The sequence below is a fragment of the Acidisoma sp. S159 genome (assembly GCF_009766125.1).
Taxonomy (GTDB): Bacteria; Pseudomonadota; Alphaproteobacteria; order Acetobacterales; family Acetobacteraceae; genus Acidisoma.
In genome coordinates this window covers 335,834-359,029 of record NZ_LMUG01000008.1, presented here as the reverse complement: position 1 = coordinate 359,029, position 23,196 = coordinate 335,834, and the positions used below count along the sequence as shown (strand labels likewise).

At 64.1% G+C, this 23,196-nt stretch carries 20 protein-coding genes and 1 tRNA gene; 8 read left to right on the top strand and 13 right to left on the bottom strand.

Going from position 1 to position 23,196, the window contains the following annotated elements:
* Positions 1-82: 82 nt before the first annotated feature.
* Both glnA and GSQ92_RS04960 read right to left on the bottom strand, forming a co-directional pair.
* A complete protein-coding gene (glnA, locus tag GSQ92_RS04965; protein WP_158802307.1) occupies positions 83-1,507 on the bottom strand; it encodes a type I glutamate--ammonia ligase in 1,425 nt (474 codons plus the stop codon).
* 85 nt (positions 1,508-1,592) lie between these two features.
* Entirely contained in the window at positions 1,593-1,931 is a 339-nt protein-coding gene (locus GSQ92_RS04960) for a P-II family nitrogen regulator (protein ID WP_158802423.1), read from the bottom strand.
* A 278-nt stretch (positions 1,932-2,209) separates the two neighbouring features.
* Between GSQ92_RS04960 and GSQ92_RS04955 the strand changes: the two genes are divergently transcribed.
* Both GSQ92_RS04955 and GSQ92_RS04950 read left to right on the top strand, forming a co-directional pair.
* Entirely contained in the window at positions 2,210-3,424 is a 1,215-nt protein-coding gene (locus GSQ92_RS04955; protein WP_158802306.1) for an aminotransferase, read from the top strand.
* 37 nt (positions 3,425-3,461) lie between these two features.
* Positions 3,462-3,537, top strand: a tRNA-His gene (locus GSQ92_RS04950).
* A gap of 64 nt (positions 3,538-3,601) precedes the next feature.
* Here GSQ92_RS04950 and GSQ92_RS04945 read toward each other — a convergent pair.
* A complete protein-coding gene (locus tag GSQ92_RS04945) occupies positions 3,602-4,189 on the bottom strand; it encodes a biotin transporter BioY (protein WP_216849969.1) in 588 nt (195 codons plus the stop codon).
* Between the two features lie 164 nt (positions 4,190-4,353).
* Between GSQ92_RS04945 and GSQ92_RS04940 the strand changes: the two genes are divergently transcribed.
* The 3 genes from GSQ92_RS04940 (at position 4,354) to GSQ92_RS04930 (ending at position 7,012) form a co-directional block, all read left to right on the top strand.
* Positions 4,354-5,232 carry a cytochrome c oxidase assembly protein gene (locus GSQ92_RS04940; RefSeq protein WP_158802305.1) on the top strand — a complete coding sequence of 293 codons (879 nt, stop codon included), beginning with the start codon at positions 4,354-4,356 and terminating at the stop codon, positions 5,230-5,232.
* A complete protein-coding gene (gene hemA / locus GSQ92_RS04935) occupies positions 5,232-6,470 on the top strand; it encodes a 5-aminolevulinate synthase (RefSeq protein WP_371418536.1) in 1,239 nt (412 codons plus the stop codon). The genes GSQ92_RS04940 and hemA overlap by 1 nt, the downstream gene beginning before the upstream one ends.
* 92 nt (positions 6,471-6,562) lie before the next feature.
* Complete coding sequence (locus tag GSQ92_RS04930) at positions 6,563-7,012, top strand: CHRD domain-containing protein (RefSeq protein ID WP_158802304.1); 450 nt, start codon at positions 6,563-6,565, stop codon at positions 7,010-7,012.
* On the opposite strand, the gene GSQ92_RS04925 is transcribed toward GSQ92_RS04930, so the two are convergent.
* From GSQ92_RS04925 to GSQ92_RS04910, 4 genes are read right to left on the bottom strand one after another with little or no spacing between them, the layout of a single operon-like run.
* Complete coding sequence (locus GSQ92_RS04925) at positions 6,996-10,877, bottom strand: glycoside hydrolase family 99-like domain-containing protein (RefSeq protein WP_158802303.1); 3,882 nt, start codon at positions 10,875-10,877, stop codon at positions 6,996-6,998. The two genes, GSQ92_RS04930 and GSQ92_RS04925, sit on opposite strands and share 17 nt — an antisense overlap.
* 48 nt (positions 10,878-10,925) lie before the next feature.
* Positions 10,926-12,473 carry a DHA2 family efflux MFS transporter permease subunit gene (locus GSQ92_RS04920; protein ID WP_158802302.1) on the bottom strand — a complete coding sequence of 516 codons (1,548 nt, stop codon included), beginning with the start codon at positions 12,471-12,473 and terminating at the stop codon, positions 10,926-10,928.
* Between the two features lie 5 nt (positions 12,474-12,478).
* Complete coding sequence (locus GSQ92_RS04915) at positions 12,479-13,612, bottom strand: HlyD family secretion protein (RefSeq protein WP_158802301.1); 1,134 nt, start codon at positions 13,610-13,612, stop codon at positions 12,479-12,481.
* On the bottom strand, positions 13,613-14,119 hold the full coding sequence (locus GSQ92_RS04910) for a MarR family winged helix-turn-helix transcriptional regulator (protein WP_158802300.1): 507 nt from the start codon (positions 14,117-14,119) through the stop codon (positions 13,613-13,615).
* A gap of 137 nt (positions 14,120-14,256) precedes the next feature.
* Here GSQ92_RS04910 and GSQ92_RS04905 point away from each other — a divergent pair, with 137 nt between their 5' ends.
* Positions 14,257-14,919, top strand: coding sequence for a glutathione S-transferase family protein (locus GSQ92_RS04905; protein WP_158802299.1), 663 nt, complete (start codon positions 14,257-14,259; stop codon positions 14,917-14,919).
* Positions 14,920-15,107: 188 nt separating this feature from the next.
* On the opposite strand, the gene GSQ92_RS04900 is transcribed toward GSQ92_RS04905, so the two are convergent.
* Positions 15,108-15,968 (bottom strand): DMT family transporter, encoded by an 861-nt coding sequence (locus GSQ92_RS04900; protein WP_158802298.1) that lies wholly within the window; start codon positions 15,966-15,968, stop codon positions 15,108-15,110.
* Positions 15,969-16,098: 130 nt separating this feature from the next.
* Here GSQ92_RS04900 and GSQ92_RS04895 point away from each other — a divergent pair, with 130 nt between their 5' ends.
* Together GSQ92_RS04895 and GSQ92_RS04890 are read left to right on the top strand one after the other, a co-directional pair.
* The gene (locus tag GSQ92_RS04895; RefSeq protein ID WP_159013100.1) at positions 16,099-17,322 is read left to right on the top strand and encodes an MFS transporter; all 1,224 of its coding nucleotides are present in this window, start codon (positions 16,099-16,101) and stop codon (positions 17,320-17,322) included.
* A 241-nt stretch (positions 17,323-17,563) separates the two neighbouring features.
* Positions 17,564-18,130, top strand: coding sequence for a hypothetical protein (locus GSQ92_RS04890; protein ID WP_158802296.1), 567 nt, complete (start codon positions 17,564-17,566; stop codon positions 18,128-18,130).
* Between the two features lie 644 nt (positions 18,131-18,774).
* Here the strand turns inward: GSQ92_RS04890 and GSQ92_RS04885 are convergent.
* The 5 genes from GSQ92_RS04885 to GSQ92_RS04865 all read right to left on the bottom strand — a co-directional run bounded on the left by GSQ92_RS04885 (position 18,775) and on the right by GSQ92_RS04865 (position 23,184).
* Complete coding sequence (locus tag GSQ92_RS04885) at positions 18,775-19,428, bottom strand: CoA transferase subunit B (protein ID WP_159013099.1); 654 nt, start codon at positions 19,426-19,428, stop codon at positions 18,775-18,777.
* Positions 19,429-19,439: 11 nt separating this feature from the next.
* Positions 19,440-20,177 carry a CoA transferase subunit A gene (locus GSQ92_RS04880; RefSeq protein ID WP_159013098.1) on the bottom strand — a complete coding sequence of 246 codons (738 nt, stop codon included), beginning with the start codon at positions 20,175-20,177 and terminating at the stop codon, positions 19,440-19,442.
* On the bottom strand, positions 20,164-21,480 hold the full coding sequence (locus GSQ92_RS04875) for an AmpG family muropeptide MFS transporter (RefSeq protein WP_254065556.1): 1,317 nt from the start codon (positions 21,478-21,480) through the stop codon (positions 20,164-20,166). Before GSQ92_RS04875 ends, GSQ92_RS04880 begins: the two co-directional genes overlap by 14 nt.
* A 34-nt stretch (positions 21,481-21,514) precedes the next feature.
* Positions 21,515-22,453, bottom strand: coding sequence for an NAD(P)H-dependent glycerol-3-phosphate dehydrogenase (locus tag GSQ92_RS04870; protein ID WP_159013097.1), 939 nt, complete (start codon positions 22,451-22,453; stop codon positions 21,515-21,517).
* 74 nt (positions 22,454-22,527) lie between these two features.
* Positions 22,528-23,184, bottom strand: a complete 657-nt coding sequence (locus tag GSQ92_RS04865) for an OmpW family protein (RefSeq protein ID WP_158802292.1) — start codon at positions 23,182-23,184, stop codon at positions 22,528-22,530.
* Positions 23,185-23,196 lie beyond the last annotated feature (12 nt).

The following is a 23,196-nucleotide window of genomic DNA, read 5'->3' as shown; positions in this document are numbered from 1 at the left end:
GACCGCCCAACCGAAAACGACGCCAAACGCAAAACGAGGGGCCGAAGCCCCTCATTTGTCGCGGCCTAGGCGAAATGTCTCGTCAGGCGGAGTAGTACATCTCGAACTCGACTGGATGCGGCGTATGCTCGAAGCGGTACACTTCTTTCCACTTCAGCTCGATATAGCTCTCGATCATATCCTTGCCGAAGACATCGCCCTGCAGCAGGAACTCGTGGTCGGCGGCAAGGGATTGCAGCGCCTCGCGCAGGCTGCCGCAGACCGTCGGGATATCCTTCAGCTCCTCGGGCGGCAGGTCGTAGAGATCCTTGTCCATGGCGTCGCCCGGATGGATCTTGTTCTTGATCCCGTCGAGGCCGGCCATCGCGATTGCCGAGAAGGCGAGGTACGGGTTCGCGGTCGGATCAGGGAAACGCACTTCGACGCGCTTGGCCTTGGGGCTGGTCGTATAGGGGATGCGGCAGGAGGCGGAGCGGTTGCGGGCGGAGTAGGCCAGCAACACGGGTGCCTCGAAACCGGGGATCAGGCGCTTGTAGCTATTAGTCGAGGGGTTGGTGAAAGCATTCACCGCCTTGGCATGCTTGATGATGCCGCCGATGAAATACAGGCACATCTCGGACAGGTCGGCATAGCCGTTGCCGGCGAATAGCGGCTTGCCGTCCTTCCAGATCGACTGGTGGGTATGCATGCCCGAGCCGTTATCGCCATAGATCGGCTTCGGCATGAAGGTCGCCGTCTTGCCATAGCTATGGGCGACGTTGTGGACGCAATATTTGTAGATCTGCATCTGGTCGGCCATGGCCGTCAGCGTGGTGAAGCGTGTGCCCAGTTCGTGCTGGCTCTGCGCCACCTCGTGATGGTGCTTTTCGATGATCAGCCCCATCTCGCCCATGGTCGAGAGCATCTCGGCGCGCAGATCGACGTCGCCATCGACCGGGGCGACTGGGAAGTAGCCGCCCTTGACGGCCGGCCGGTGACCCATATTGCCTTCGGGGTAATCCTTCATCGAGGAGCCGGGGCCTTCGATGCTCTCGACCTGGTAGGTGCCGAAATTGCCGCCGGTGCCGAACTTCACGCTGTCGAAGATGAAGAACTCGGCCTCGGCGCCGACCACGATGGTGTCGCCGATACCCTGCGCCTTCACATAGGCCTCGACCTTCTTGGCGGTCGAGCGCGGGTCGCGGCTATAGCCCTGGCCGGTCGAGGGCTCGATGATGTCGCAGAACAGGATCAGCTGCGGCTTGGCGGTGAAGGGATCCATCACCGCGGTTTCCGGATCCGGCATCAGGATCATGTCGCTCTCGTTGATCGCTTTCCAACCGGCGATCGAGGAGCCGTCGAACATTAGGCCGTCGGCGAAAGCATCCTCGTCGATGGTCGAGACATGCTGGGCGGTGTGCTGCCATTTGCCGCGCATGTCGGTGAAGCGGAGATCAACATACTCGACCGAGTGCTCGTTGATCATGTCCATTACTTTTTGGACGGCCGCCTTGGTGTCGCTCGCCATTCTTGGATCCTTGATGCTGGAGAGAGAGTGCTAACAGGGTGCCTCGACTGCCGGTGCAGGCGACACTCCGAAGGGTTGTGCCGGTTCAGACAGCGTCCGCGCCACGCTCCCCGGTGCGGATGCGGATGACCTCTTCGACCGAACTCACGAATATCTTGCCGTCGCCGATGCGGCCGGTCCGCGCGGCGCTCATGATCGCCTCCACCGCGCGCTCGGCCAGGGCATCCTCGCAGACCACCTCGATCTTCACCTTAGGAAGGAAATCCACCACGTATTCGGCGCCGCGATAGAGTTCCGTATGGCCTTTCTGGCGGCCGAAGCCCTTGGCCTCGACCACGGTGATGCCCTGCAGCCCCACTTCGTGCAGCGCTTCCTTCACTTCGTCGAGCTTGAAGGGCTTAATAACCGCTTCGATCTTTTTCATCGTATCCTCGCCGGGGAGCGGCCGGACGCCGCCCCACCTTGTCATTGCGGTCATGCGATGTCTCCGAGGAGACGGCAGACGCCTCGGGTCTTCGCATGCTGCGATGCGGCCTGCAATGCGGCCCCCCGGTTGCGAACGAAGGAATCTTGGCGTCGGAAACCGCCAGCGCCACCTATTTGGGCAGACCTGCAAAACCTTGCCTTGTCCTTGGGCAAGCGGTGGGGATTGTTCTCCGCGAGAGCCCCCATCACTATGGCGGCTTGCGGCTGGAGGGTTAGGTGAAGCCAGGGAACACATTGCTCGGTCAGGGCGGGACGACGATCTTCACGGTGATGTCGGCGCTCGCGCTGACGCATCAGGCGATCAATCTCGGCCAGGGCTTCCCTGACACCGATGGTCCGGCGGATCTCATCGATGCCGCCGCCGCGGCCCTCCGGGACGGCCGCAACCAGTATCCGCCGCTCACGGGCGTCCCGGAGCTGCGCCGCCAGGTCGCCGCCGCGAACCAGCGCTTCTATGGCCTGGACTTCGACCCGGACCGCGAGGTGGTCGTAACCTCAGGCGCCACCGAGGCGATCACCGCCTGCCTGATGGCGCTGCTCGACCCCGGCGACGAGGTCGTGCTCATCGAGCCGCTGTACGATACTTATCTTCCAGTCGTCCGCCTGCTGGGCGCCGTGCCGCGCCTGGTGCGCTTGGAACCGCCGCATTGGTCGCTGCCGCGCGAGGCCCTAGCCGCCGCCTTCGGTCCGCGCACCAAGGCGATCCTGCTGAACTCCCCGATGAATCCGACCGGCAAGGTCTTCGACGAGGAGGAACTCGGCTTCATCGCTGACCTTCTGCAGCGCCACGACGCCTATGCGGTTTGCGACGAGGTCTATGAGCACCTGGTCTTCGACGGCCGCCGCCACCAGCCTTTGATGACGCTGCCGGGGATGCGGGAGCGTTGCCTTCGTATCGGCAGCGCCGGCAAGACCTTCAGCCTAACCGGCTGGAAGGTGGGCTACGTGAGTGGCCCAGCGGCGCTGACCGGGCTCGTCGCCCGCGCCCACCAGAACCTCACCTTCACCACGCCGCCGAACCTGCAGCGGGCTGTCGCGGTGGGACTAGCCAAGGACGACGCCTATTTCGCGGGTCTCGCCACTGACCTCGCGGCACAACGCGACCTGCTTGTGGACGGGCTGGAGTCCCTGGGCTTCCGCACCCTCCCAAGCGGCGGCAGCTACTTCGTGCTCGCCGACTATTCGGCGCTCGATCCGGTTCGCGACGATGCGGCCTTCTGCCGCCACCTCACCGAGGTCGCTGGCGTGGCGGCGATACCGCTTTCCGCTTTCTATGTGGATCGCGCGCCGGCCCATCATATCCGCTTCGCCTTCTGCAAGCGTCCGGCGGTGCTGGACGAGGCGATCAGCCGCCTCCGCCGTCACTTCTCCGAATTCGCCGAGGCCGGTGCGCCGGAGCCGGCGTTGACGGGCTCGGCGCGATCGTTTTAAAGGAGCCGCCCCGCCAAGATGCGGGGAAGATGCGATGGCGGACGTAGCTCAGTTGGTAGAGCGCCAGGTTGTGGTCTTGGATGTCGTGGGTTCGAAACCCATCGTTCGCCCCATTCGCAGCGGTTCATTATTCTAAATCACCACCCCGATCGACGCGCGGGCGTTGAATCCGCGTCTTCACGCGAATGCCGGCCGAACCATCGCGCCTGCCCGGTATAGCAGCACCGCCATCACCAGCTTCGTCGCCTCTGAGGGCAGGAACGGCAGCAGCCCGGCCGCGATCGCTTTCTGCGGGCCGATGAGCAAGCTCAGCCAGCCGATACCGCAGCCGAAAATAATGGCGGCCCCGACCGCGAACGCCAGCACCGTGCCAAACCACCCGCGCATCACTCCCTGCGCGCTGCACTGGCCCATGAAGCTCGCGGCGGCCAGGAAGCCAATGAGGTAACCAACCGTTGGTCCCGCCATATAGGCCAGCCCGGCCCCAGTGGCCAAAACCGGCAGACCGACGGCTCCCGCGACCAAATAGGCGCCGACCGTCGCCTCGGCCAAACCGGAACCATAGGCGGCGCCAAGCAGCAGCACGACGCCGCTCTGCATCGTCATCGGAACCGGCCAGAAGGGCAGGGCGATATGGGCGGAGGCGGCCAACAGCGCCACGCCGATCACCACAAGGACAATGCGCAATGGCCAGATCGCGACAGGATTGTCCCGAATGCTCATAGGACCCCAGCGGCGGTGGGCAGTTTTCACTCGCACGGGCATGGCCTAGTCTCCGGCACAGTTGCGGCGGGTCGCGACCGGGTTCGTTCGCGAGTCTGGAAGGCGGCTTTTGTTGAGGCAGTCATGCTGGCCGCGATGCACCGCCCGGACAAGACGTCAGGCGGGGCGGCAGGTCTGACGGGTAGACGGATCAGGAGCCGGACGGCATGCGGCGTCGCCTCGCAACACTACTCGGGCTCTGCGGCGTGATCGCCATCATGATCACGCTGGTCGGCTTCTCGGTGCCCCTCTACCGGCTGTTCTGCGAGGCCACCGGCTATAATGGCACCACGCAGCGCGTCACCAGCAACAACTCGAAGATCTCCGACAAGACCGTCACGGTCTTTTTCACAACCACCACCTCCAGCAGTCTGCCCTGGCGCTTCGAGCCGGTTCAGGACCACGTGAAGCTCAAGCTCGGGCAGGAGGCGCTCGTTTTCTTCCGCGCCACTAATCTATCCAAGGAGGACATCGTCGGCCGTGCGCTGTTCAACGTGACGCCGGACAAGGCGGGGCTCTATTTCAAGAAGGTTCAGTGCTTCTGCTTTACCCAGGAATTGCTGAAGGCCGGGCAGACGGTGGAGATGCCGGTCGATTTCTTCGTCGATCCGCGCATCGCGACCGCCGACGACACCTCGGATGTCGATCAGATCACACTGTCCTACACATTCTTCCGTGCGACCCACGCCAACGACATCAAGGATCTCACGCGCTTCGTCGGCGCGCCGCCGGACCCCGCAGCCGGCGAGAAACTCTTCATGCAGAACTGCGCCGAATGCCACCAGACAGGCCGCAACGCCGCCGGACCGCCGCTCGACACCATCTACGGCCACGTCGCCGGGAAGATGCCGGGTTACCCCTACAGCACCGTGCTGGCCGCCTCCTCCGTGGTGTGGAACACGCAGACTCTGGATCGCTGGATCGCCGGGCCTCAGGCGATGATGCCGGGCGCTCTGATGCCGGTCCATCTGGATGATGCGGTGGCGCGGCGCGACATCATCGCCTATCTGAAGCAGTTCGACAGCAAGCCGGAGGTGGGCGGCTGATGACCCAGCTTTCCGCCGGAGCGCCGATGAACGCCTTTCTCGCGCATTGTCGATCGCATCTCGCCGATGTTCGGGCGCAAGGCCGCTATCGGCAGTTCACTCCGCTCCAACGGGACGCCGCGCGCTTCCCGGTCTACGCGATGGAACGCGATGGCCAGCGGCGGGATGTTATCGTCTGGTCATCCAACGACTATCTCGCCATGGGCGTCGATCCGATCGTCACGGAAGCCGCCTGTGCTGCGGTCAGGGCATCCGGCGCCGGGGCAGGGGGCACCCGCAACATTGGCGGCACCTCCAGCCTGCACACCGCGCTGGAAACTGAACTCGCCTCGCTGCATGGCAAGGAGGCAGCTCTCCTCTTCAGCTCTGGCTTCGTCTCGAATCAGGCGAGCCTGAGCGGCATTCTTCGCGGCCTGCCGGACTGGCACGTATTTTCCGACGCGAAGAACCACGCCTCGATGATCGCCGGCATCAAGATGAGTTCCGCGATTTGCCATATCTTTCGCCACAACGATCTTGCCCATCTTGCCGAGTTGCTCGCGGCGGCCCCCACTGCGGCGCCTAAACTCATCGCCTTCGAATCCGTCTATTCGATGGATGCCGATATCGCGCCCGTCGCTGCGATCTGCGATCTAGCGGATCGCTACGGCGCGCTGACCTATCTCGACGAGGTTCATGCCGTCGGCATGTACGGCCCGCAGGGCGGCGGTGTCGCGGAACGCGATGGTGTCGCGCATCGCCTGACTGTCGTCGAGGGCACGCTCGCCAAAGCCTTCGGCTGTCATGGCGGCTATATCGCGGCGGATGCCGTCGTGGTCGATTACCTCCGCTCGACGGCGCCCGCCTTTATCTTCACCACCTCGCTACCGCCGGCCGTTGTCGGCGGTTCACTCGCCAGCATCCGTCACCTGCGGCAGGACGCCCCACGCCGCGCGGCTTTGTTCGAGCGTGCCGAGACCATGAAGTCCAAGCTCGCCGCGGCACGCTTGCCGGTGCTGCCGTCTCCAAGCCACATTGTGCCGGTGGCGATTGGGGAGGCCGTGCGGTGCCGAGAGATCAGTCGCCTCCTACTCGAGCATCACGGGCATTACGCGACGCCCATAAACTACCCGACCGTATCGCGCGGCCAGGAACGTCTGCGGCTGACGCCCACCCCCCGTCATACCGACGCGATGATGGACGATCTCGTCGCCAGCCTGGGCCTCGCCATCCGGGAGGTAGACCGGCTAGCCGCCTGACTCTAAAGCGTCACGATCCCGTGATCGCCCCCTCAACATCACCGAGCAGGGAGCGAGATATTTTTATGAGTGCCACAGCAAGGATATTCGCGATGAAGCAATTTCTCGGCCGGCGCAGCCTCATGACCCTCGCGGCTGTGACGCTCCTCGGCGTCGGCGGTCTACTCGCCTCGGGCTCGGCTCAGGCTGCCGTTGTTACCCTCACCGCCAAGCTCATTCCAGTGACTGGCGCGCCTCCGACGGGGCTTGGCTACGTCACGGCGCAGTATGACGCGGCGACGCTTACGCTACAGTGGCACATCACCTATTCGGGCCTCTCCGGCCCGGTGATGGCGGCGCATTTCCATGGCCCCGCGACACCCGGCATAGACGCGCCGCCGGTGGTCCCGATCCCACCGCCGCTGACCAGCCCGATCGACGGCGCCGCCAAGCTGACGCTCGACGAGGTGTCGCAGCTTCTAGGCGGCCTCTACTACGTGAACCTCCATACGCAAGCCTTCCCGAACGGTGAGATCCGCGGTCAGGTCAACGTCCAGCCTTAGAAGACCGGGCGCGAGCCGCCCGTTTCGTTGGGTCGCGGAGGCGCGGGGGCATGCCTCCCGCGCCAAGCTGCTTCGAAACCTCCTCAAGATATTGCTTTTGACGAGCAATCCGCGCCGACTGCAGCGGTAGAAATCTAGCCACCGCCGCCTGCGCCGCCGCGATTTCCGCGACATGGCGATCCGCGTCCAGCAACCGCGTTACGCTCGCGCGATGCCGCCGGTGCCGATTGAGCGGCAACGCCACATAGGCAATCCGCGCGCCTGGGACCGACAAGACCTCCGCATACAGTCGCCAATCTCCCGCGACCATGAAAGTGTCGAGCGCCGCTTCGCATCGCTCAAATGCCGCCAGCAACGCCGAGCGCCGCCACACGACGGAACTTACATTGAGTATAAGATTTCGCTCGCTGAGGCACCGCTCCAGGAAGAGCCCGCCGGGAAACACGCCGTCGATCGTGAGGAAGCCGGGGGCAGAAATATTGTAGTAGTGCTGATAACTCGCCTCGATCGTTTCGCCCGCCTCGTCAATCGAGGCGCTGTCGGTAAACGCCATTACCGCCGCAGGCTCGGCATCTAGCGCGGCCACTGCCTTTTCGAGAAATCGCGGATCGCTGTCGTCATCCGCCTCCGCGATCCAGAGGTAGCGCCCGCTCACCGCTTCGGCGGCCTTGCGCCATTGCCGCAGCACCGCCCCGGAATTGCGCTCGTTTGGCAAAATGCGTAGATCGCGCCGCCAAGTTTCCGCCGTCTCTCGCGCTACGGATAGGCTGTCATCCGTGGAAGCGTCGTCGAGCAGCAACACCTCCCGAACGGGCAGCGTCTGGCCGAAGATCGCACCCAGCCGCTCGGGCAAGTATTGTGCATAATTATAATTGGGCACCGCGACCGAGACCTCCAGCAGAGTAGGATCGACATGATCCACGATGTCGCGCGCATAGCGGCCAAAATCGAAATACTCTTCGGCGATAGCTGCAAGCCGCTCGCGCCGATCGGCAATCTCCACGTCCGCGAGATCGCCTAGCTGCCGCGCCGCCAGCGCCATCGCCGCCACATTGCCCATCGGCATCGCTTCCCCGGCGACAAACTCGGCCAGCATCTCAGGCACACCGCCGGAACCGAGGAAAGCGACACTCGGCAGTCCGGCCGCAAGAGCCTCCAGCACCGTCGAGGGAAAGGGATCCTCCCGCGAGGTCAGCACAAAGACATCGGCGGCCGAAAGCAACGCCGCCACGTCTCGACGGAACCCGGCCAGGTGGAAGCTGCCGGCCTCCATCGCCGCGGAGATCTCGGGCTGAAGATAGCCGGTGAGTGTCGTGTCCAGCTTGCCCGCCCAAAGGCAATGCACCGGCTCGTTTCCGCCTTGACTGGCGCGCCAAAGCTGCAGGAACAGATCGAACCCCTTGCGCAGATCGCCATAACCCAAGCCAAGCAAGAGCCGCGCCCCCGCGGGCACGCCAAATTCCGCTCGAACGCGCAATCGAGCCGCAAGATCGAAGACGACCGGCTGGTAAACACCCTGCGGAAGAATGACCTCACCAACCAAATCCACCCCGGCAGGCGTGAGCCCGACGAAGGCGTTGCGCACAAAAGTCGAGGGGAAGACAGCGTGTTTCGCCGCTTCCACCGCCGACACCGCAATCCCCGTAAGAGACTTCTCGCGAATCAAACTCGGCAATTCGTGAACCAGCAGCACCGGCGCCACGCCGCGCTCCGCCAGCGCCACACAGGCGCGCCCCGAGGCAACGCTATTGACTATCGCGCTGGTAAAACCGCGCGCCAGCAACCCGTTGATCTCCCGCTCCAGATCCTTCGTGCCGCTCAGTACCGCCGTCGGCGCTTCGGCAGCATACTGGGCGAGCATTGGACCGCCGTCGAGCAGCAGGAATTCCACGGCCAGACCATGCGCCGCACGAAGTTTGCGACCAAGTTCGAGCAGCAGCGTCTGCGCCCCATGGCGATGCGCGTCATGGCCTACCAGCAGAAATTTCGCGCGATGATGCGGCGGCGCGGCGGCGCTGATCGCGCGGCTCGCCGCATTGAGGAAGGCGGCACCGAAATGGGTGTCGGGCTCCAGATAGGCGCCCTCGGCCCACTCGTTCCAGGCATTGATGCAGACGATCGCCTTGCCGAAGAAAGGCGCCGTGCGCGCGCGATCGACCAGCTCACTGACCCAGTGTTCGAAGGCGGCGGGCGTCGCGCCATGCACCACCATGCCTTTGCCTTCCCGCCGGGCATCATTGTCCCAGCCTGGGCAAGCGGTCTTGATAAGCGGGAAGGGCGGTGTCGGCTCGTCCAGCGATTGCCGCACGGCATCTTCGAAACGCACAATCTTGCCCTGAGCGTCCGGATCGAACCACATCAGGCTATCGGCGATCGACGGCAAATCGGCACAAAGCTTGTGCGGGGGAAACTCGACGGCACCATCCAGCCCGAACTCGCGCGGATCCGCGGCACCAAACCCCTGAGCCATGACCATCAGCGGATCCTCGCCGGTGATCCGCTGGAACATCTCGCGCCACCGTGCGATGGTTCCGGTCGCATCGGGAATGATGTTCGGGCGATAGATCATCAGCACGGGCCGGCCTTGCAGCCGGATATAGCGCGGATCGGCGAAATGGCGCGCGAAGCAGCGGATCAGCGACTCATCGTCGGACGGCCGATAGTCCTGCGAGATGAGTATTTCGGTTTCCAGACCGTCCCACCGGCGCGTCCAATTCTCATTCGCCCACATAAGGCAGAAAGGCATGTCGAGCGTGGGATCGGCGAGAAACCGCTCGATCGGGCTGTCCAGCAGACGTTCGCCGTCGAACCAGTAGAAGTAGAAGATGAAACCACCCAGACCGGCGGCCTTCGCCATCGCGATTTGCCGGCGCATGGTGGCTGGGTCGTTGAGATCGTAGAAGCCTAAGTCGCGCGGCGTGCGCGGCTGGTAATGGCCACCGAAGCGCGGCAGGCCCCGCGCCAGATTGGTCCATTCGGTGAAGCCCTTGCCCCACCACGCGTCATTCTCGCGCGTCGCATGAAACTGCGGCAGGTAATAAGCCAGCACCATCGCCCGTCGCGGCGCACCCGGTGGGAGTGGCTGGAATTCCTCGAAAAACTCGCCTGGCCGGGTGAAGCGGCGCATCTCCGCCGGGATTGTCTCCTCGTGCAAAGGGCGGCGCACGAAGACAAGATCGCGCTCACGCCTTTCCCGGTAGTCGAGCAGCGGATTGGCATCGGGCTGATTGCGCAGATACCGGCTCCGATAAAACGCCGTGTCGAAACTGGGAGAGGGGTCACGGTTCTCCCGAAACCCCTGCTCCATGAAATGGCTGAAGGGATCAACGCCTGCTTCAGCGACATCGGAATTCTCCGAGAGGTAGAAATTCGCGTCAAAGCCGGGCAGCGGATTGACCGTTCCGGTTCCGCGCAACCGCAGATAATGCGCGAGACACAACTCGCCCGATGGCGGGTTGTATGTCTGGCGATACCAGGCAGGGTCGAAAAGCGGTGAGGGTTTACGGCCTTCGGCCTCCCCATTGTCGATGTAGTGGACAAGGGGGTTGATGCCGTGGGCCTCGACGTCCCGGTACTGCGCGAGATACCAATCGGGCTGAAAGCAAAGATTGGGCTGAAATCCACTCTTGCAGCCCCGCTCGAACCAGTCGGCAAGCGCATCGACCTTGGGTCGAATCTCGTAGCGGAGCCGATACCAGGCTTCGTCGAACAATCCGCTTCGGCTAATCCCGTCAAGGGCTGGGTCAACGGGAGGCTTCCGCGCGCGCGCCACGCGGCGCGCCTGACGCCGAGCTTTATCGCCGTCTTTTGTCAGCCGATCATGCGCGCCATTTGTCATCGCCGCATTTATGGGAGAAAGTTGCATAACTGCAACTAACCATTAACGTCTCTGTGTTAGGCGGCGGCCGCGCCCTCAATCCATCGCCGCGTGAGCCGGCCCGTCCCCCGCGGGAGCCGGGGTCTTCGGCTTGCGCATGAGCAGGAGCAGTGCGGCGCAGGGGATAGAGGTCAGCATCAGCAGTTTGAACGCATCGATGTAGCCGATGATATTCGCCTGCCGCGTGATCATGCCGTCCAGCCGAACCGCCCCCGCGGCGGTCCGCGGGTCGATCGGCATGCCCGTCTGCAACGCATGCGCGAAGGGCGTGATGAAATAGCTCAGCACCGCATGCTCATATTGCCCCATCTGAGCCACCACCGCTGAACTCACCGAAGTGCCGATCGCCATGCCGATGTTGCGCGTAAGGCTCATTGCGGCAGCGCCGTCGCCGCGCAGTGTCGGGCTAAGCGTCGCGAAGGCAATCAGCTGCAGCGGCATGAAGACGAAGCCCAGGCCCGCGCCCTGCACGATGATCGCGAACAAGATGGATGAGCTCGCCACATCCGGCGTCCATTGCGTCATCCAGTACAGTGACAACACCAGCAGGATGACGCCGACCAGCATCTGCAACCGCGCATCGATCTTGGTCCCGACCCGCCCGGAGATCAGCATCGCGGCCATGGTCCCGAACCCGCGCGGCGCCATCTCCAGCCCCGCCTCGCGCACTGAATACCCCGACAGGCGCTGAAGGTAAGGGGCAAGCAGCGCCGAACTCGACAACAGCACCATGCCGACGAGGAACATCATTAGGATGGCGCTCAGCATATTGCGGTCAGTGAACAGCGCCTTGGGCAGCAGCGGCCGGTTCGAGGTCAGCATATGCACGGTGAAGAGGTAAATGCCGAGCCCCGCCACTACCGCCTCGACGATGATTTCCTTCGAGGTAAACCAATCCTGCGTCTCGCCGCGATCGAGCGCGAGCTGTAGCCCAGCCAGCGCGAAGCCGAGGATCACAAAGCCTGTCCAGTCGAAGCCGGGAACCTTCCGCTCACCCTCCTCGCGCATGAACAGCACGATCCCGAGAATGGCCGCGATGCCGAAGGGCAGGTTGACAAAAAACACCCAGCGCCAGTTGTAGAGGTCCGTCAGATAGCCGCCGAGTGTGGGGCCGAGGATCGGCCCGAGCATCACGCCCATGCCCCAGATCGACATCGCCGGTCCGCGCTGCGCCGGCGAATAGATATTCAGTAGCGTCGACTGCGACAGCGGCACCAGGGCGGCACCGAAGACGCCCTGGAGAAAGCGGAAGATCACCATCTCGCCAATGCCGCCCGCGATGCCACACAGCATTGACGTAGCGGTGAACCCAACGAGGCTCACCAGCAGCACATTCTTGGCGCCGAAGCGCGCCGTCAGCCAACCCACCGGCGCCGTCATGATGGCGGCGGCAACGACGTAGGAGGTCAGCACCCAGTTGATCTGGTCGGCATTCGCTGACAGCGTGCCCTGCATATAAGGCAGCGCCACATTCGCGATTGTGCTGTCGAGCGCCTGCATCAGCGTCGCCAGCATCACGCAGATGGTGACAATCGTGCGGGTTGCCGGGGTGATCCGCTCGTAGAGGGGGCGGGTATCGGCCATCGACATCAGGGAATGATGTCGCTCAGCTGGCGCTTATGGCCCGTGTCGATCGAGACCTCGACGCTCATTCCCGCACGCAAGTCCAGGTCCGCGGGCCCGCCAGTCACCTTCACCCGGATCGGAATGCGCTGCACGACCTTCACCCAGTTGCCCGAGGAATTCTCGGCCGGCAGCAGCGAGAATTGCGAGCCCGAGGCAGGTGAGATGCTCTCGACGACGCCGTTCCACTTCGCGCCGGGATAGCTGTCGACCGTGATCGTAACCGGCTGGCCGGGCCGCACATGGGTAAGCTGTGTTTCCTTGGGCTGCGCGGTGACGAAGACGTCATCGGTCGAAACCAGCCCGAAGGCCGCGGCCGAGGCATTGAGATACTGGCCGCGCTGAACAGCTTCGACATTGGTGACGATACCGTTGAACGGCGCCACAACGACGGTGTGGTCGAGCTGACGCTGCGCCTCGGCGACATCCGCCTGGGCGCTCTTATAGTCAGGGAAATTCTCGACCGACGAATCCGCGACGCCGCCCAGCCGCGCCAATTGCGTGCGGGCCTGTTCCTGGAGGGCGCCAAGCCGTGCCTGATCCGCGAGCAGCTTGTAATGCGCCGTATCATACTCGGCTCGCGTCACGCCGCCGCTGTGGATTAGGGAGGAAAACCGGCCGAAATCCGCCTGATCGCCATCGACCTGCGCCTTCGCCGTGTCCACATCGCGCAGCATCCGAAGATAATCCTGCTGCATCGCTGCGTAGTTCAGCGCGATTTGCGCGAGCTTTGCCTTCGCGCCATCGAGCATGATCTGGAAATGATGCTCGCCCAGGTGAAACAGCACCTGGCCCGTCTTCACATGGTCGCCCTCGTGCACCAATACCCGCGACACCAGACCGGAGACATCGGTCGTAACATTGAGTTCCGCGGCCTGGACGTAGGCGTCGTCGGTCGAAACGTAGCGGCCGCCGGTCAGCCACATATAGCCTGAACCGCCGAGCACTATGACGATCCCGCCCAGCATCAGCGGCAGCCTTAGGGAAACGCGGCGGCGGCGGACAGGCGCGGCCGCCGTGGTACGGCGGCTCTCCGGCGTCGGACCGGCCATCGTGTCGGCAGCCGCTTCCGAGCGGTCGCGGGGGGAAACCTGATCCATTTATGCCTCCAAGGCCTCGTCCTGCGGCAAAAGCGGTTCAGTTCGCGGAACTGAGTCGCTCGCCTGGGCGCGCAAGGCCGCCGCCACATTGCTTTTCGATCGGATGAGACCCTGCCGCAGCGTCTCCGCCATGGCGGGCGGAATGCCCCGCCCCACCAGTTCTGCGATTTCGGCGCGATGCAGGCCGATCTCGGCGAGATAGGGCTGCGCCGCCGGCAGCAGATGCACGCGCCAGACCCGGCGATCCTGATCATCCGGCTTGCGCGTCACGAGTCCGCGCGCCTCCAGCTTGTCGATCAGCCGGCCGACCGTGATCGGCTCGACCTCCATGAACTCCGCGAGATCGCGTTGCGAAAGCCCGGGATGGCGGTCTAGCTTAATGAGCAGCACCCATTGCGCCCGGCTCATGCCATGCTGCCGCGCCAGCCGATCGACATGGATGCCGATCATCCGGGCGGTGTCATGGATGAGAAAGAGGAGATCTTCCTCGAGCGGGAGATACGCCATTACAATCGTCATTATAACGGGCGTTACGATCTTCGCTCATCACTTTCCGTCATGGCTGCCATTGCGGCTGGTAACGGGTTGCCCGGGGCGGGTCGGGCATGGGATGGACGCGTATCGGGAGCAAGCGAGTATTCGAAATGTCTGAGGGACGATTGGTTATCGGCAACCGCCGCTATTCCTCCTGGTCAATGCGGGGCTGGCTCGCCGTGGCCTCCGCTGGCCTGGATGTCACCGAGGTGCTGATTCCCCTGGAGGGCGGCAATACGCCAGCCGTGAAACAGGCGAGCCCGAGCGGCCTGGTGCCCTATCTCGAACATGACGGGGCGCGGATCTGGGAGACCATCGCCATCATCGAATACTGTGCGGAGTTCCAGCCCTCGCTCTGGCCCGAGGACCGGCGCGCGCGCGCGATGGCGCGATCCGTCGCCGCCGAGATGCACGCCTCGTATCGCGACCTTCGCCAGTCCATGCCGATGAATCTCGGGCGCAAGGATTACGGCGGGCTGGGCCAGACGGCCGGCGCCTTGGCCGATGTCGGCCGCATCGAATCGCTCTGGGCCTCGGTCCGCGCCGAGTTTGGGGCGAGCGGCCCCTATCTTTTTGGCGCGCCCTTCACTGGCGCCGACATCATGTTCGCCCCGGTCGTCGCGCGCTTCCTGACCTACGAGCCGGTGATCGGCGATGCGAGCGCCGATTATTGCGCGGCGGTGCGCGCCCATCCCCTGGTTGGAGCCTGGTATCGCGGCGCGGCCGAGGAGCCGGAGGCCTGGCACCTGCCGAAGTATGAGGGGCTGGCCTGAGGGGTCGTTAGCGCCCGTTGGCCTTCGCCAAGGACGATGGTGGTCCGGGATCGAATGGACCATCATGGCACGCGAAGGCGTGCGGGGCACCCCGTGCCACCCGCGCTTTTCCATCGGCGCCAAGACGAAGGCGTGGATCCTCGGCCTTCGCCGAGGATGACGGCGGGTAGGGTCGGGCGTAGCTCAACCTACCCCGCGTTCACCAGCCCAACCCCCAGCAAGATCAGCGCGACCCCTGCCCATTGCCGCATGGCCATTCGCTCACGCAGCAGAATGAACCCCAGCACGGCGGTCAGTGCGCTGCACAGAGAACTCAGCACCGCCACGATCGCCACCTGACCCGTCGCGAGACCCAGCGCCAGGCTGATATAGGCGGTCGCCGTCAGCACCCCGTAGCCGAAAGTGAAGCCGAGCAGGCGTAGCGGCGGCCAGGCCAGGCTCTCCCGCCGGGCGCGCAGGAACACCAAAGCAATCGCGACATTGCCGCAGTAAGTAATGGTGAGCGGCGCCGCCGGTCCGAGCTGCGGCATCACGAAGCGCCCCTGGATCCATAGCGCGGTGCCATAACCCGCAGCAGCGGCTAGCGCCCAGCCTATCCCAGCCGTCTCCCGCCGCAGTGCCGCATCGTTCCGAGGCGCCGCTGCCGCCGCCGCAATGCCACCGATGCAAACAGCAATGCCCAGCGCCGGTAGCGCCGCGAGAGTCTCGCCGCTGAGGAGGGCGAGCACGGTCGAGATCGCGCCGTAGCTCGCGATGATCGGCACCACCAGCGAAAGAGCGCCCACCATCAGCGCCCGTGTCATCGCATAGGTCGAGAAGATGGAAAAACTCGCGCCGAGACAGGCCAAGACCCAAATCGAGGGCGGTGCCGCGGCGAGGCGGGGCCAGTGCGCCGTATCGAGCAGAAGCCACGACGAGATCACCAAGGCACCGGGCATCTGCCCGAAGAAGGTGCTGCGCCACGCGCCCAAGCCACGCGCCGAGAAGCGCGACAGGAAGTCGCCCAGACCCCAGCAAAGTGCCGCGATGAGACCAAAGGTGACCGCCATCCACCGCCTGTATGGTCTCGCCTGGCCCTTGTCACCTCCAGCCATTGGCAAGGCTGCTTCGCGGCTTCCCCCTGGTCGCTCCCGTGCGAGGCATGCTCTAGATGAACGCTCGGATGGAGCGCGTGCAGGCATGGCGGTGACCGCCCCAGTGATTGAGCAGGGCGTTCAGAGCCGGTTCGCGCGACACCTGGTGATTGCGACCGTGGTGCTCGCCCTGCTCGGGAGCAGCGCGCCTTCGCCGCTGTATGGCTTCTATCAGGATCGCTGGCACTTCGCCGCGACGGTCCTCACCGAGATCTACACCGCCTATTCGCTCGGCACATTGACTACCCTGCTGGTGATCGGCCGTGTCTCCGACCGGCTGGGTGACCGCCGCAGCCTGTTGCTCTTCGGCCTCGGAGCAGTAGCCGTCGGTGCCGTCATCATGGCAATGGCGGGTTCGGTGGACGCTTTGCTCGTCGGCCGGGTTTTCGCCGGATTCGGAACGGGCGCCGTCATGGGACCCGCGACCGCGGCGCTCGTCGAGCTCGATCCCAAGCGGGACGGCAAAAAAGCCGCTGTCATCGCCACCGTGGCGATTACGGCGGGTGGCACACTCGGGCCCATCCTGAGCGGCGCCGCGCTCGCCTTGAACGCCGCGCCGAGCGTCACGCCTTACATCGTCCTCGCCGTCGCGGCGGTGGTGACGGCGATTTGCCTGTCACGCACGGCGTGGCCAGCCACGTCGCCGGTCGTGCATCTGTCGGTCGGGATCGCCACTGACGGCTTTGGCCGGACGCTGCGCAACGCGGGGCTGCCCTATGTCATCGCCTGTGCCGGCATGGCGCTCGCCTGGATGGTTGGCGGGACCTTCGTGGGCCTGGGGCCGACCTTCGCCCGCCACCTGATCGGCATCCATAGCGCAGCACTTGCCGGCCTGACCGTCTCCGCCTTCCAGGTCGTCGCGGGAACAAGTCAGTTGCTCACCCGGTCCATGACGCTGAAGCGTATGCTGGTCGGCGGCGCCATTCTCATGGGGCTGAGCCTGCTGCTCTGCACTCTGGCCGCAGCCATGGATTCCGCCGTCATCTTCTGTCTTGGGACGGTATTGACAGGGGCGGGCTTCGGCTGCTGCTTCGCCGGCTCGGCGGCGCTGGCGAGCCGCAGCGCGCCACCGCACTCGCGAGCAACCCTCGTCTCGCTCGCCTATGCCGTCGGCTATATCGGCAACCTGCTGCCAGTAGTGGCCCTGGGCGCCATCGCGGACGACCTCGGCCTGTTCGACGCCATGGCCGCCTGCGCCTTGGCCACCACGATCGGCGCGGCGGGAATCGCCGCGGCGGCATGGCGGGTGCGAGGCGTCTCGGCGGATTAGCGGCGCATACTGAATTGGGCGAGCAGCTCGCTAGTCGCTGCCAGCGAAACGCTGATTAGACGCAGAACCGTCTCAGTAATTTCATTTTCGAAACAATCTTGTTCTTTGTCCGAGACACAAATAGCTTGTGCGGGTGCAAGCGACACTGGCCGGCGTAACCCGCCCGTGTCCTTTCACTTGGTCGAGTATTTATCTGAGCGCCGAAGTTGTGTGCTCCTGATGCAGAGGACGTCCTGCCAACATGTCTCGACTTCAACCGGCCGCGGCGTTTCGCCATGCCCGCGTGGTTTCGCCCGATCTCTCCAAGGCTTCGATCGCTAATGGCTTAGTCGAAGCGCGGAAGTTTTCCGATATCCTCTTGCTCGCTCGGCCCAAGGCTACAGTCGATGCGAAGGCTCTCGGGCGCCGGTTGACGGTCGCCAGGAATACGACAAACTTGCAAATCCAGGCTCTAAATTGGCTGGAGACGCGCGCCAGGCGCGCGTCGTCCGGGGATGACAAAGCCATCGAGGAACTTGACGCGGTCATCTCGGTCCTGAAGCTAATTCAGCCGGAGGCTGCTCCGAACTCGTCCGCTGATGTCACACAGCTAGTCGGCTCGAAGCCTGTCGTGCAGACTTCGACGTCCGCCGCCGCACCTACACCGCCCGCAAAATCCGAACCCGATACTAAGAAGTCGCTCACGACGATCGAGAAGATCGTTAAATTTGGCGACTACTTAGATAAGGCCTTTAAGCCAATCACGCAGGCTATCAGCACAGCAGCTTCCTTAATGACAATCTTAAAAGACCTTGGTGTAACTTTATGACTCTTTTCAGCGACGAAAGCATCGCTAGGAGAGTTTCGTTGTCAGGCGCTTGAGTCTAGCCTCGTCTCAAAGCCTATGGGCTTAGGACCAGCCTCGACCGCGGTCTGGTGCTTTTACTTTTTACTCAATCCTGTTCCCTAGTCTCGTTTGTAGTCGTGAGCATTTCGCGCTGGCAGAGAGGGGAACGACATGTCACGGGTAGCGAGTCTGGCAGCACGATCGACCACCCATCAGTCACCAATCGATCCGGGTAAGCACGATTTCGCGGTCCCGCTCCAGGAGCGCGCTCTTGGCTTCCTCACAGACTCGAACTCAACTGCGCCACCAAACCTCGCTGACGTCAGGGTGACAATTGCTGAGTTCGAGCGTTTACTGGCGCCACTAATTGCCAACCCGCAGAATGAGCCAAACGGCGTCGTGAAGACTGCTCCGCGGATGGAAAGTCGCTGGGGACGCTTACGACCGCTCACATCAGAAATCAACGTGCAATAAATTCTGCGTTGATCGCTCGGCAGAACCGACGACCCGATCACCCAGTTTTAAGTGATATCGAGCCTCCACAGCGGCGGGGGTTGAGAGCGGCCCTGGCACGTCTATTTCGCAGAGGGGCGTAGGCGCCCTATTTCCTTTCCAACGGCAACTGGTCAGGCAGCGCGTCTGGCCAACTCCGGATGCACATCGAAGGAAGCCTCCGTCTTGGCGCGCACCTCGTCCACGGTCACACCCGGGGCGAGGTCCACTAAAGTCAGACCCGGCCGGGCGACATCGAAGACGCCGAGATCGGTGACGATCATATCCACCACGCCCTTGCCGGTCAGTGGCAAACTACACTCGCGGAGGATCTTCGCCTCGCCCTTCGCGGTATGCTCCATCAGCACCACCACGCGCTTGACGCCGGCGACCAAATCCATAGCGCCGCCCATGCCCTTCACCATCTTGCCGGGCACCATCCAATTCGCGAGATCGCCATTTTCCGCGACCTGAAGCGCGCCGAGAATAGAAAGGTTGATGTGCCCGCCGCGAATCATCGCGAAGCTCTCGGCGCTGTCGAAGAAGCTCGTGGTCGGCAGCACCGTCACGGTCTGCTTGCCGGCATTGATGAGGTCGGCATCCTCTTCCCCTTCGAAGGGAAACGGACCCATCCCCAGCATGCCGTTCTCGCTATGCAGGATGATCTTCATGTCGGGCGGCACGAAATTCGCCACAAGCGTCGGAATGCCGATGCCGAGATTGACGTAGAAGCCATCGTGCAACTCGCGCGCCGCGCGGGCCGCCATCTCATCGCGTGTCCAGGCCATGATGCCGCTCCCTAACCGTCGCTGCCGGCAAGCGCCGGTGCCGCTTCGCGCTTGCGCACCGTGCGCTGCTCGATACGCTTGTCGATCACATCCAGCTTCACCAGCCGCGATACGTAAATGCCCGGCGTCACGATGTGGTCGGGATCGAAGCTGCCCGGCTCATGCAACTCCTCGACTTCCGCCACCGTCACCTTCGCGGCCGTCGCCATCATCGGATTGAAGTTGCGCGCGGTCTTTCGATAGATGAGGTTGCCCTCCGTATCGCCCTTCCAGGCATGGATTACCGCGAGGTCACCGAAAATCCCACGCTCCATTACGTAGTGATGCCCGTCGAACTCCCGCGTTTCCTTGCCCTCGGCGACCGCAGTGCCATAGCCGGTGCGCGTGAAGAAAGCCGGGATGCCGGCGCCCCCGGCGCGAATGCGCTCGGCGAGCGTGCCCTGCGGATTGAACTCGATCTCCAGCTCGCCGGCCAGGAACTGCTGCATGAACAGCTTGTTCTCTCCGACATAGGAGCTGACCATCCTCTTCACCTGCTTGCTCTCCAGCAGCACGCCGAGGCCCACGCCATCGATGCCGGCATTGTTGGAGACAATGGTGAGATTGGTCACGCCGCTCTCGCGGATCGCCTCGATAAGAGCGGAGGGAATGCCACACAGGCCGAAGCCGCCGGACAGGATCAGCATCCCGTCCTTCAGAACATCCGCCAATGCATCCTTCGCGCTGGCCCGAACCTTAGACGATGGCATTCAGCTCTCCATCCTGAGCCACGGGTATCTCCCGTGGCGGGTAACGCCGCAGCAGGTAGACCATGACGGCTATTGAGGGAAGCGTCGCTAAAGCCGTCATAACGTAGAAGGCATGCCAGCCGAGGGCATGAGCCATGAAGCCCGAGAGTCCTCCCACCGTGCGCAGCGCCAGCGCGGCGACCGAGGAGAGCAGGGCATATTGCGTCGCCGTATGCCGCCGGTCGCAGAGGCCCGACAGATAGGTGATGAAAGCGGCGTCCGCGAGCCCCTCGGCCCCGGATTCCACCGCCGCCGTCAGGATCAGAACGGCGTGGCTGCCGGCGGAATAGGACAGCAGCACATACATGCCCATGCAGAGCGTCTGGAACGAGCCGGTAATGAGCAGCGCGCGTCCGGTCCCGATCCGCGCGACCAGCCAGCCGCCGACCGCCGCGCCCACCAGCACGGCCACCAGCGACACCGGCCCATTCGCCAGCGCGACCTGCGCCCGGTCATAGCCGAGGTGACGGTAGAAGGGCGGCAGCATCGTCCCGGCCAGCGCCTCGCCAAGCCGGAACAGCACGATGAAGGCGAGGATGGCGGTGGCACCGCGCCGCGACAGGAACTCCCGCAACGGCTCCGCCACCGACCGCGCGAAACGCCTGGCGAAGGAAACCTTGGCGCCAAGCTCCCGCACCAAGGAGGCCGCCAGCGCTGGCTCGCGCGCCATCAGCGTCACGATTGGACCGATCAAGGTCAGCGCCGCCATAACGACGAAAACGCCATGCCAGCCTAGGTTGGTCGCGAGGCGGATCGCGGCGGCGCCCGAAACCAGCAGCGCCGCCCGATAGCCCCAGACATAGCCCGCGAGGGCCGTGCCCTGCATCGCCTGGGGAAAGCTCTCGATACGCCAGGCGTCGATGATGGTGTCCTGGCTCGCCGAGCAGAAAGCGAGCAGCGCCGCGAGCCCGATCAGCAAAAACGGCGACGCGCTGGGACTCGCCAATGCCATGGAAAGGCAAGCGAGGCTGAGCAGCGGCTGCACGCCCAGCAGCCAGCCACGCCTTCGGCCAAGCCGGGCGAGGGGGCCTGGCGCCGCATTGTCGAAGATCGGCGACCACAGAAACTTCAGCGCATAGGCGAGGCCGATCGTCGCGGTCAGGCCGATCAGTCCGAGCCCGACATTCCCCTCCGCCAGCCACTGCCGCAGCGTGAAGCCCGATAGCGGCAGCGGCAGGCCGGAGGCAAAACCGAAGCCGGTCATAAGCCAAAGCCGGCGGTCGGCGAGGATGGTGCGGAGGGAGGGCCGGTTGTCAGGACTCACGCCATAGTCTCACACGGCAAGAATGGTTCGGCCATCAGTCGATTGCCTCCAGCAACAGGGGCCGCAACTCCGCTGGCCGCCGCACGGCCGCGCTGAGACGCTCGAAGAAAACGGACTGCACTTCGCCGCGGCGAAGAAAGGCGAGAAACGTTTCGATCGACTGCTGACCCTCAGCGAGCGGCGCAGGCACGCCCGAAGCCGGAATATCCGCCGTCTCGCCGAGCGCCCTGCCATAGCGATAATTTCGCGACTGGGCGGAGGTGCAGGTCAGGATAAGATCGCCTAGCGCGCCCGGCTCGAACAAGGTCCCGGCCGAGGCGCCCAGCAGCGGCAGTAGCCGGCCGAGTTCGCGAATGCCCCGCGCCACGTAGCTCGCACGCGTATTCTCGCCGAGACCCAATCCCTCGCAGAGGCCGGCGCCGAGTGCGATGATGTTCTTCGTCACGCCGACAATCTCCAGACCCCGCAAGTCGCACGTTGCCTGCAGGCCCAGGCGCGGCCCGGCAAGGCGCTCCGCCAGTGTCCGGCCGTGTTCCAGATCGGTGCAGCCGAGCGACATCCAGACGCGATGGCCCGCCTGCATCTCGCTCGCGAAGGTGGGACCGGACAGCATGCCGATGGGATGGGACGGAAAATGCCGAGCGATGACCTCGGTGGGGAAGGCGCAGGCGGCGCCATCCATCCCTTTCATGCAGGACAGAAAGCTAGCCGTCGGCGCGACCGGGTGCGCGATCTGCCCCAGCACTTCCGCCAGTGCCCGGCTTGGCAGTGCGAGGATCACCACGTCGTACGCCGCCAGCTCGATGTGTTCGAGGTGATGGAGGAACCGCGAGGCGGCCAAGAACTCCGTTACCAGCCGGCGGCTGAATACTTCCACCCGGATATCGCCTCGGCATTGCAGCGCCGCCGCCAGGGCCCGGCCGAAGGCGCCATAGCCAATCACCAGCACGCGAAGGGTGCCGTGTTCCATCATGGGGCGATCCGCGCGCTGCTCACGCAGGACGCCTTACGGCAAAGTCGGTGGATGTCCAGCCGGTCAGTCGCGTTTCAGAAGCGGTAGCCGAGTCCCGCGCCGATTATGAGCGGGTCAATGTCGGTATCGGCCGTGACCTCGCCATGATTGATCCGCGCATGGGCGGAGAGAAACAGCTGCTTGATATCGAAGTTGCCATACCACGGGCCACTGATCTGATAGTCGACGCCGATCTGCAGCGCGGCCCCGGCCGCCGCATCGACCCCGAAAGTCTGCACCAGCGGCCCCTCCGGATTCGCGTCGTAATACCAGGCGGCCGCGACACCCGCTCCGATATAGGGGTTGAAGCGGTAATTGGGCAGGAAGTGGTATTCGGCCGTTACAACCAGCGGCACGCTGGAGATCTTGCCGATCGGCACGGTCCCCAGCAGCGTGTCATGGGCCGACAGGCTGGTGCGGAGAAACCCGGTAGTGGCGCCGATCGCAATATGGTCGGTGACGAAGTAGGACAGATCGAAAGCCGGAGAGACGGTGTCATCGACGTCGATATGACCGCCAATCAACGACACCGTCGAATTGCGATCCTCCGGCAGAATGCCGATGACCGAGGCTCGCACGATCAGGCTTCCCGCCCTGAGGCCGCCCGCTGGCGGGACCGACTGTGCCTGCGCTGCCCAAGAGAAGAGGCCAAGGCCACCCGCAAGAAGCACCCGAGAAGCAGCACGCGTCATGACGCCTCCGGA

Excerpts from the sequence above, each read along its gene's own strand:
- GSQ92_RS04920 (WP_158802302.1), bottom strand. The coding sequence starts at position 12,473 with ATGGCCGATACCCGCCCCCTCTACGAGCGGATCACCCCGGCAACCCGC.
- GSQ92_RS04900 (WP_158802298.1), bottom strand. The coding sequence starts at position 15,968 with ATGGCGGTCACCTTTGGTCTCATCGCGGCACTTTGCTGGGGTCTGGGC.
- hemA (WP_371418536.1), top strand. The coding sequence starts at position 5,232 with ATGACCCAGCTTTCCGCCGGAGCGCCGATGAACGCCTTTCTCGCGCAT.
- GSQ92_RS04905 (WP_158802299.1), top strand. The coding sequence starts at position 14,257 with ATGTCTGAGGGACGATTGGTTATCGGCAACCGCCGCTATTCCTCCTGG.
- GSQ92_RS04915 (WP_158802301.1), bottom strand. The coding sequence starts at position 13,612 with ATGGATCAGGTTTCCCCCCGCGACCGCTCGGAAGCGGCTGCCGACACG.
- GSQ92_RS04960 (WP_158802423.1), bottom strand. The coding sequence starts at position 1,931 with ATGAAAAAGATCGAAGCGGTTATTAAGCCCTTCAAGCTCGACGAAGTG.
- glnA (WP_158802307.1), bottom strand. The coding sequence starts at position 1,507 with ATGGCGAGCGACACCAAGGCGGCCGTCCAAAAAGTAATGGACATGATC.
- GSQ92_RS04870 (WP_159013097.1), bottom strand. The coding sequence starts at position 22,453 with ATGATGGAACACGGCACCCTTCGCGTGCTGGTGATTGGCTATGGCGCC.
- GSQ92_RS04910 (WP_158802300.1), bottom strand. The coding sequence starts at position 14,119 with ATGGCGTATCTCCCGCTCGAGGAAGATCTCCTCTTTCTCATCCATGAC.
- GSQ92_RS04940 (WP_158802305.1), top strand. The coding sequence starts at position 4,354 with ATGCGGCGTCGCCTCGCAACACTACTCGGGCTCTGCGGCGTGATCGCC.
- GSQ92_RS04880 (WP_159013098.1), bottom strand. The coding sequence starts at position 20,177 with ATGCCATCGTCTAAGGTTCGGGCCAGCGCGAAGGATGCATTGGCGGAT.
- GSQ92_RS04930 (WP_158802304.1), top strand. The coding sequence starts at position 6,563 with ATGAAGCAATTTCTCGGCCGGCGCAGCCTCATGACCCTCGCGGCTGTG.
- GSQ92_RS04865 (WP_158802292.1), bottom strand. The coding sequence starts at position 23,184 with ATGACGCGTGCTGCTTCTCGGGTGCTTCTTGCGGGTGGCCTTGGCCTC.
- GSQ92_RS04925 (WP_158802303.1), bottom strand. The coding sequence starts at position 10,877 with ATGCAACTTTCTCCCATAAATGCGGCGATGACAAATGGCGCGCATGAT.
- GSQ92_RS04895 (WP_159013100.1), top strand. The coding sequence starts at position 16,099 with ATGGCGGTGACCGCCCCAGTGATTGAGCAGGGCGTTCAGAGCCGGTTC.
- GSQ92_RS04885 (WP_159013099.1), bottom strand. The coding sequence starts at position 19,428 with ATGGCCTGGACACGCGATGAGATGGCGGCCCGCGCGGCGCGCGAGTTG.
- GSQ92_RS04890 (WP_158802296.1), top strand. The coding sequence starts at position 17,564 with ATGTCTCGACTTCAACCGGCCGCGGCGTTTCGCCATGCCCGCGTGGTT.
- GSQ92_RS04945 (WP_216849969.1), bottom strand. The coding sequence starts at position 4,189 with ATGCCCGTGCGAGTGAAAACTGCCCACCGCCGCTGGGGTCCTATGAGC.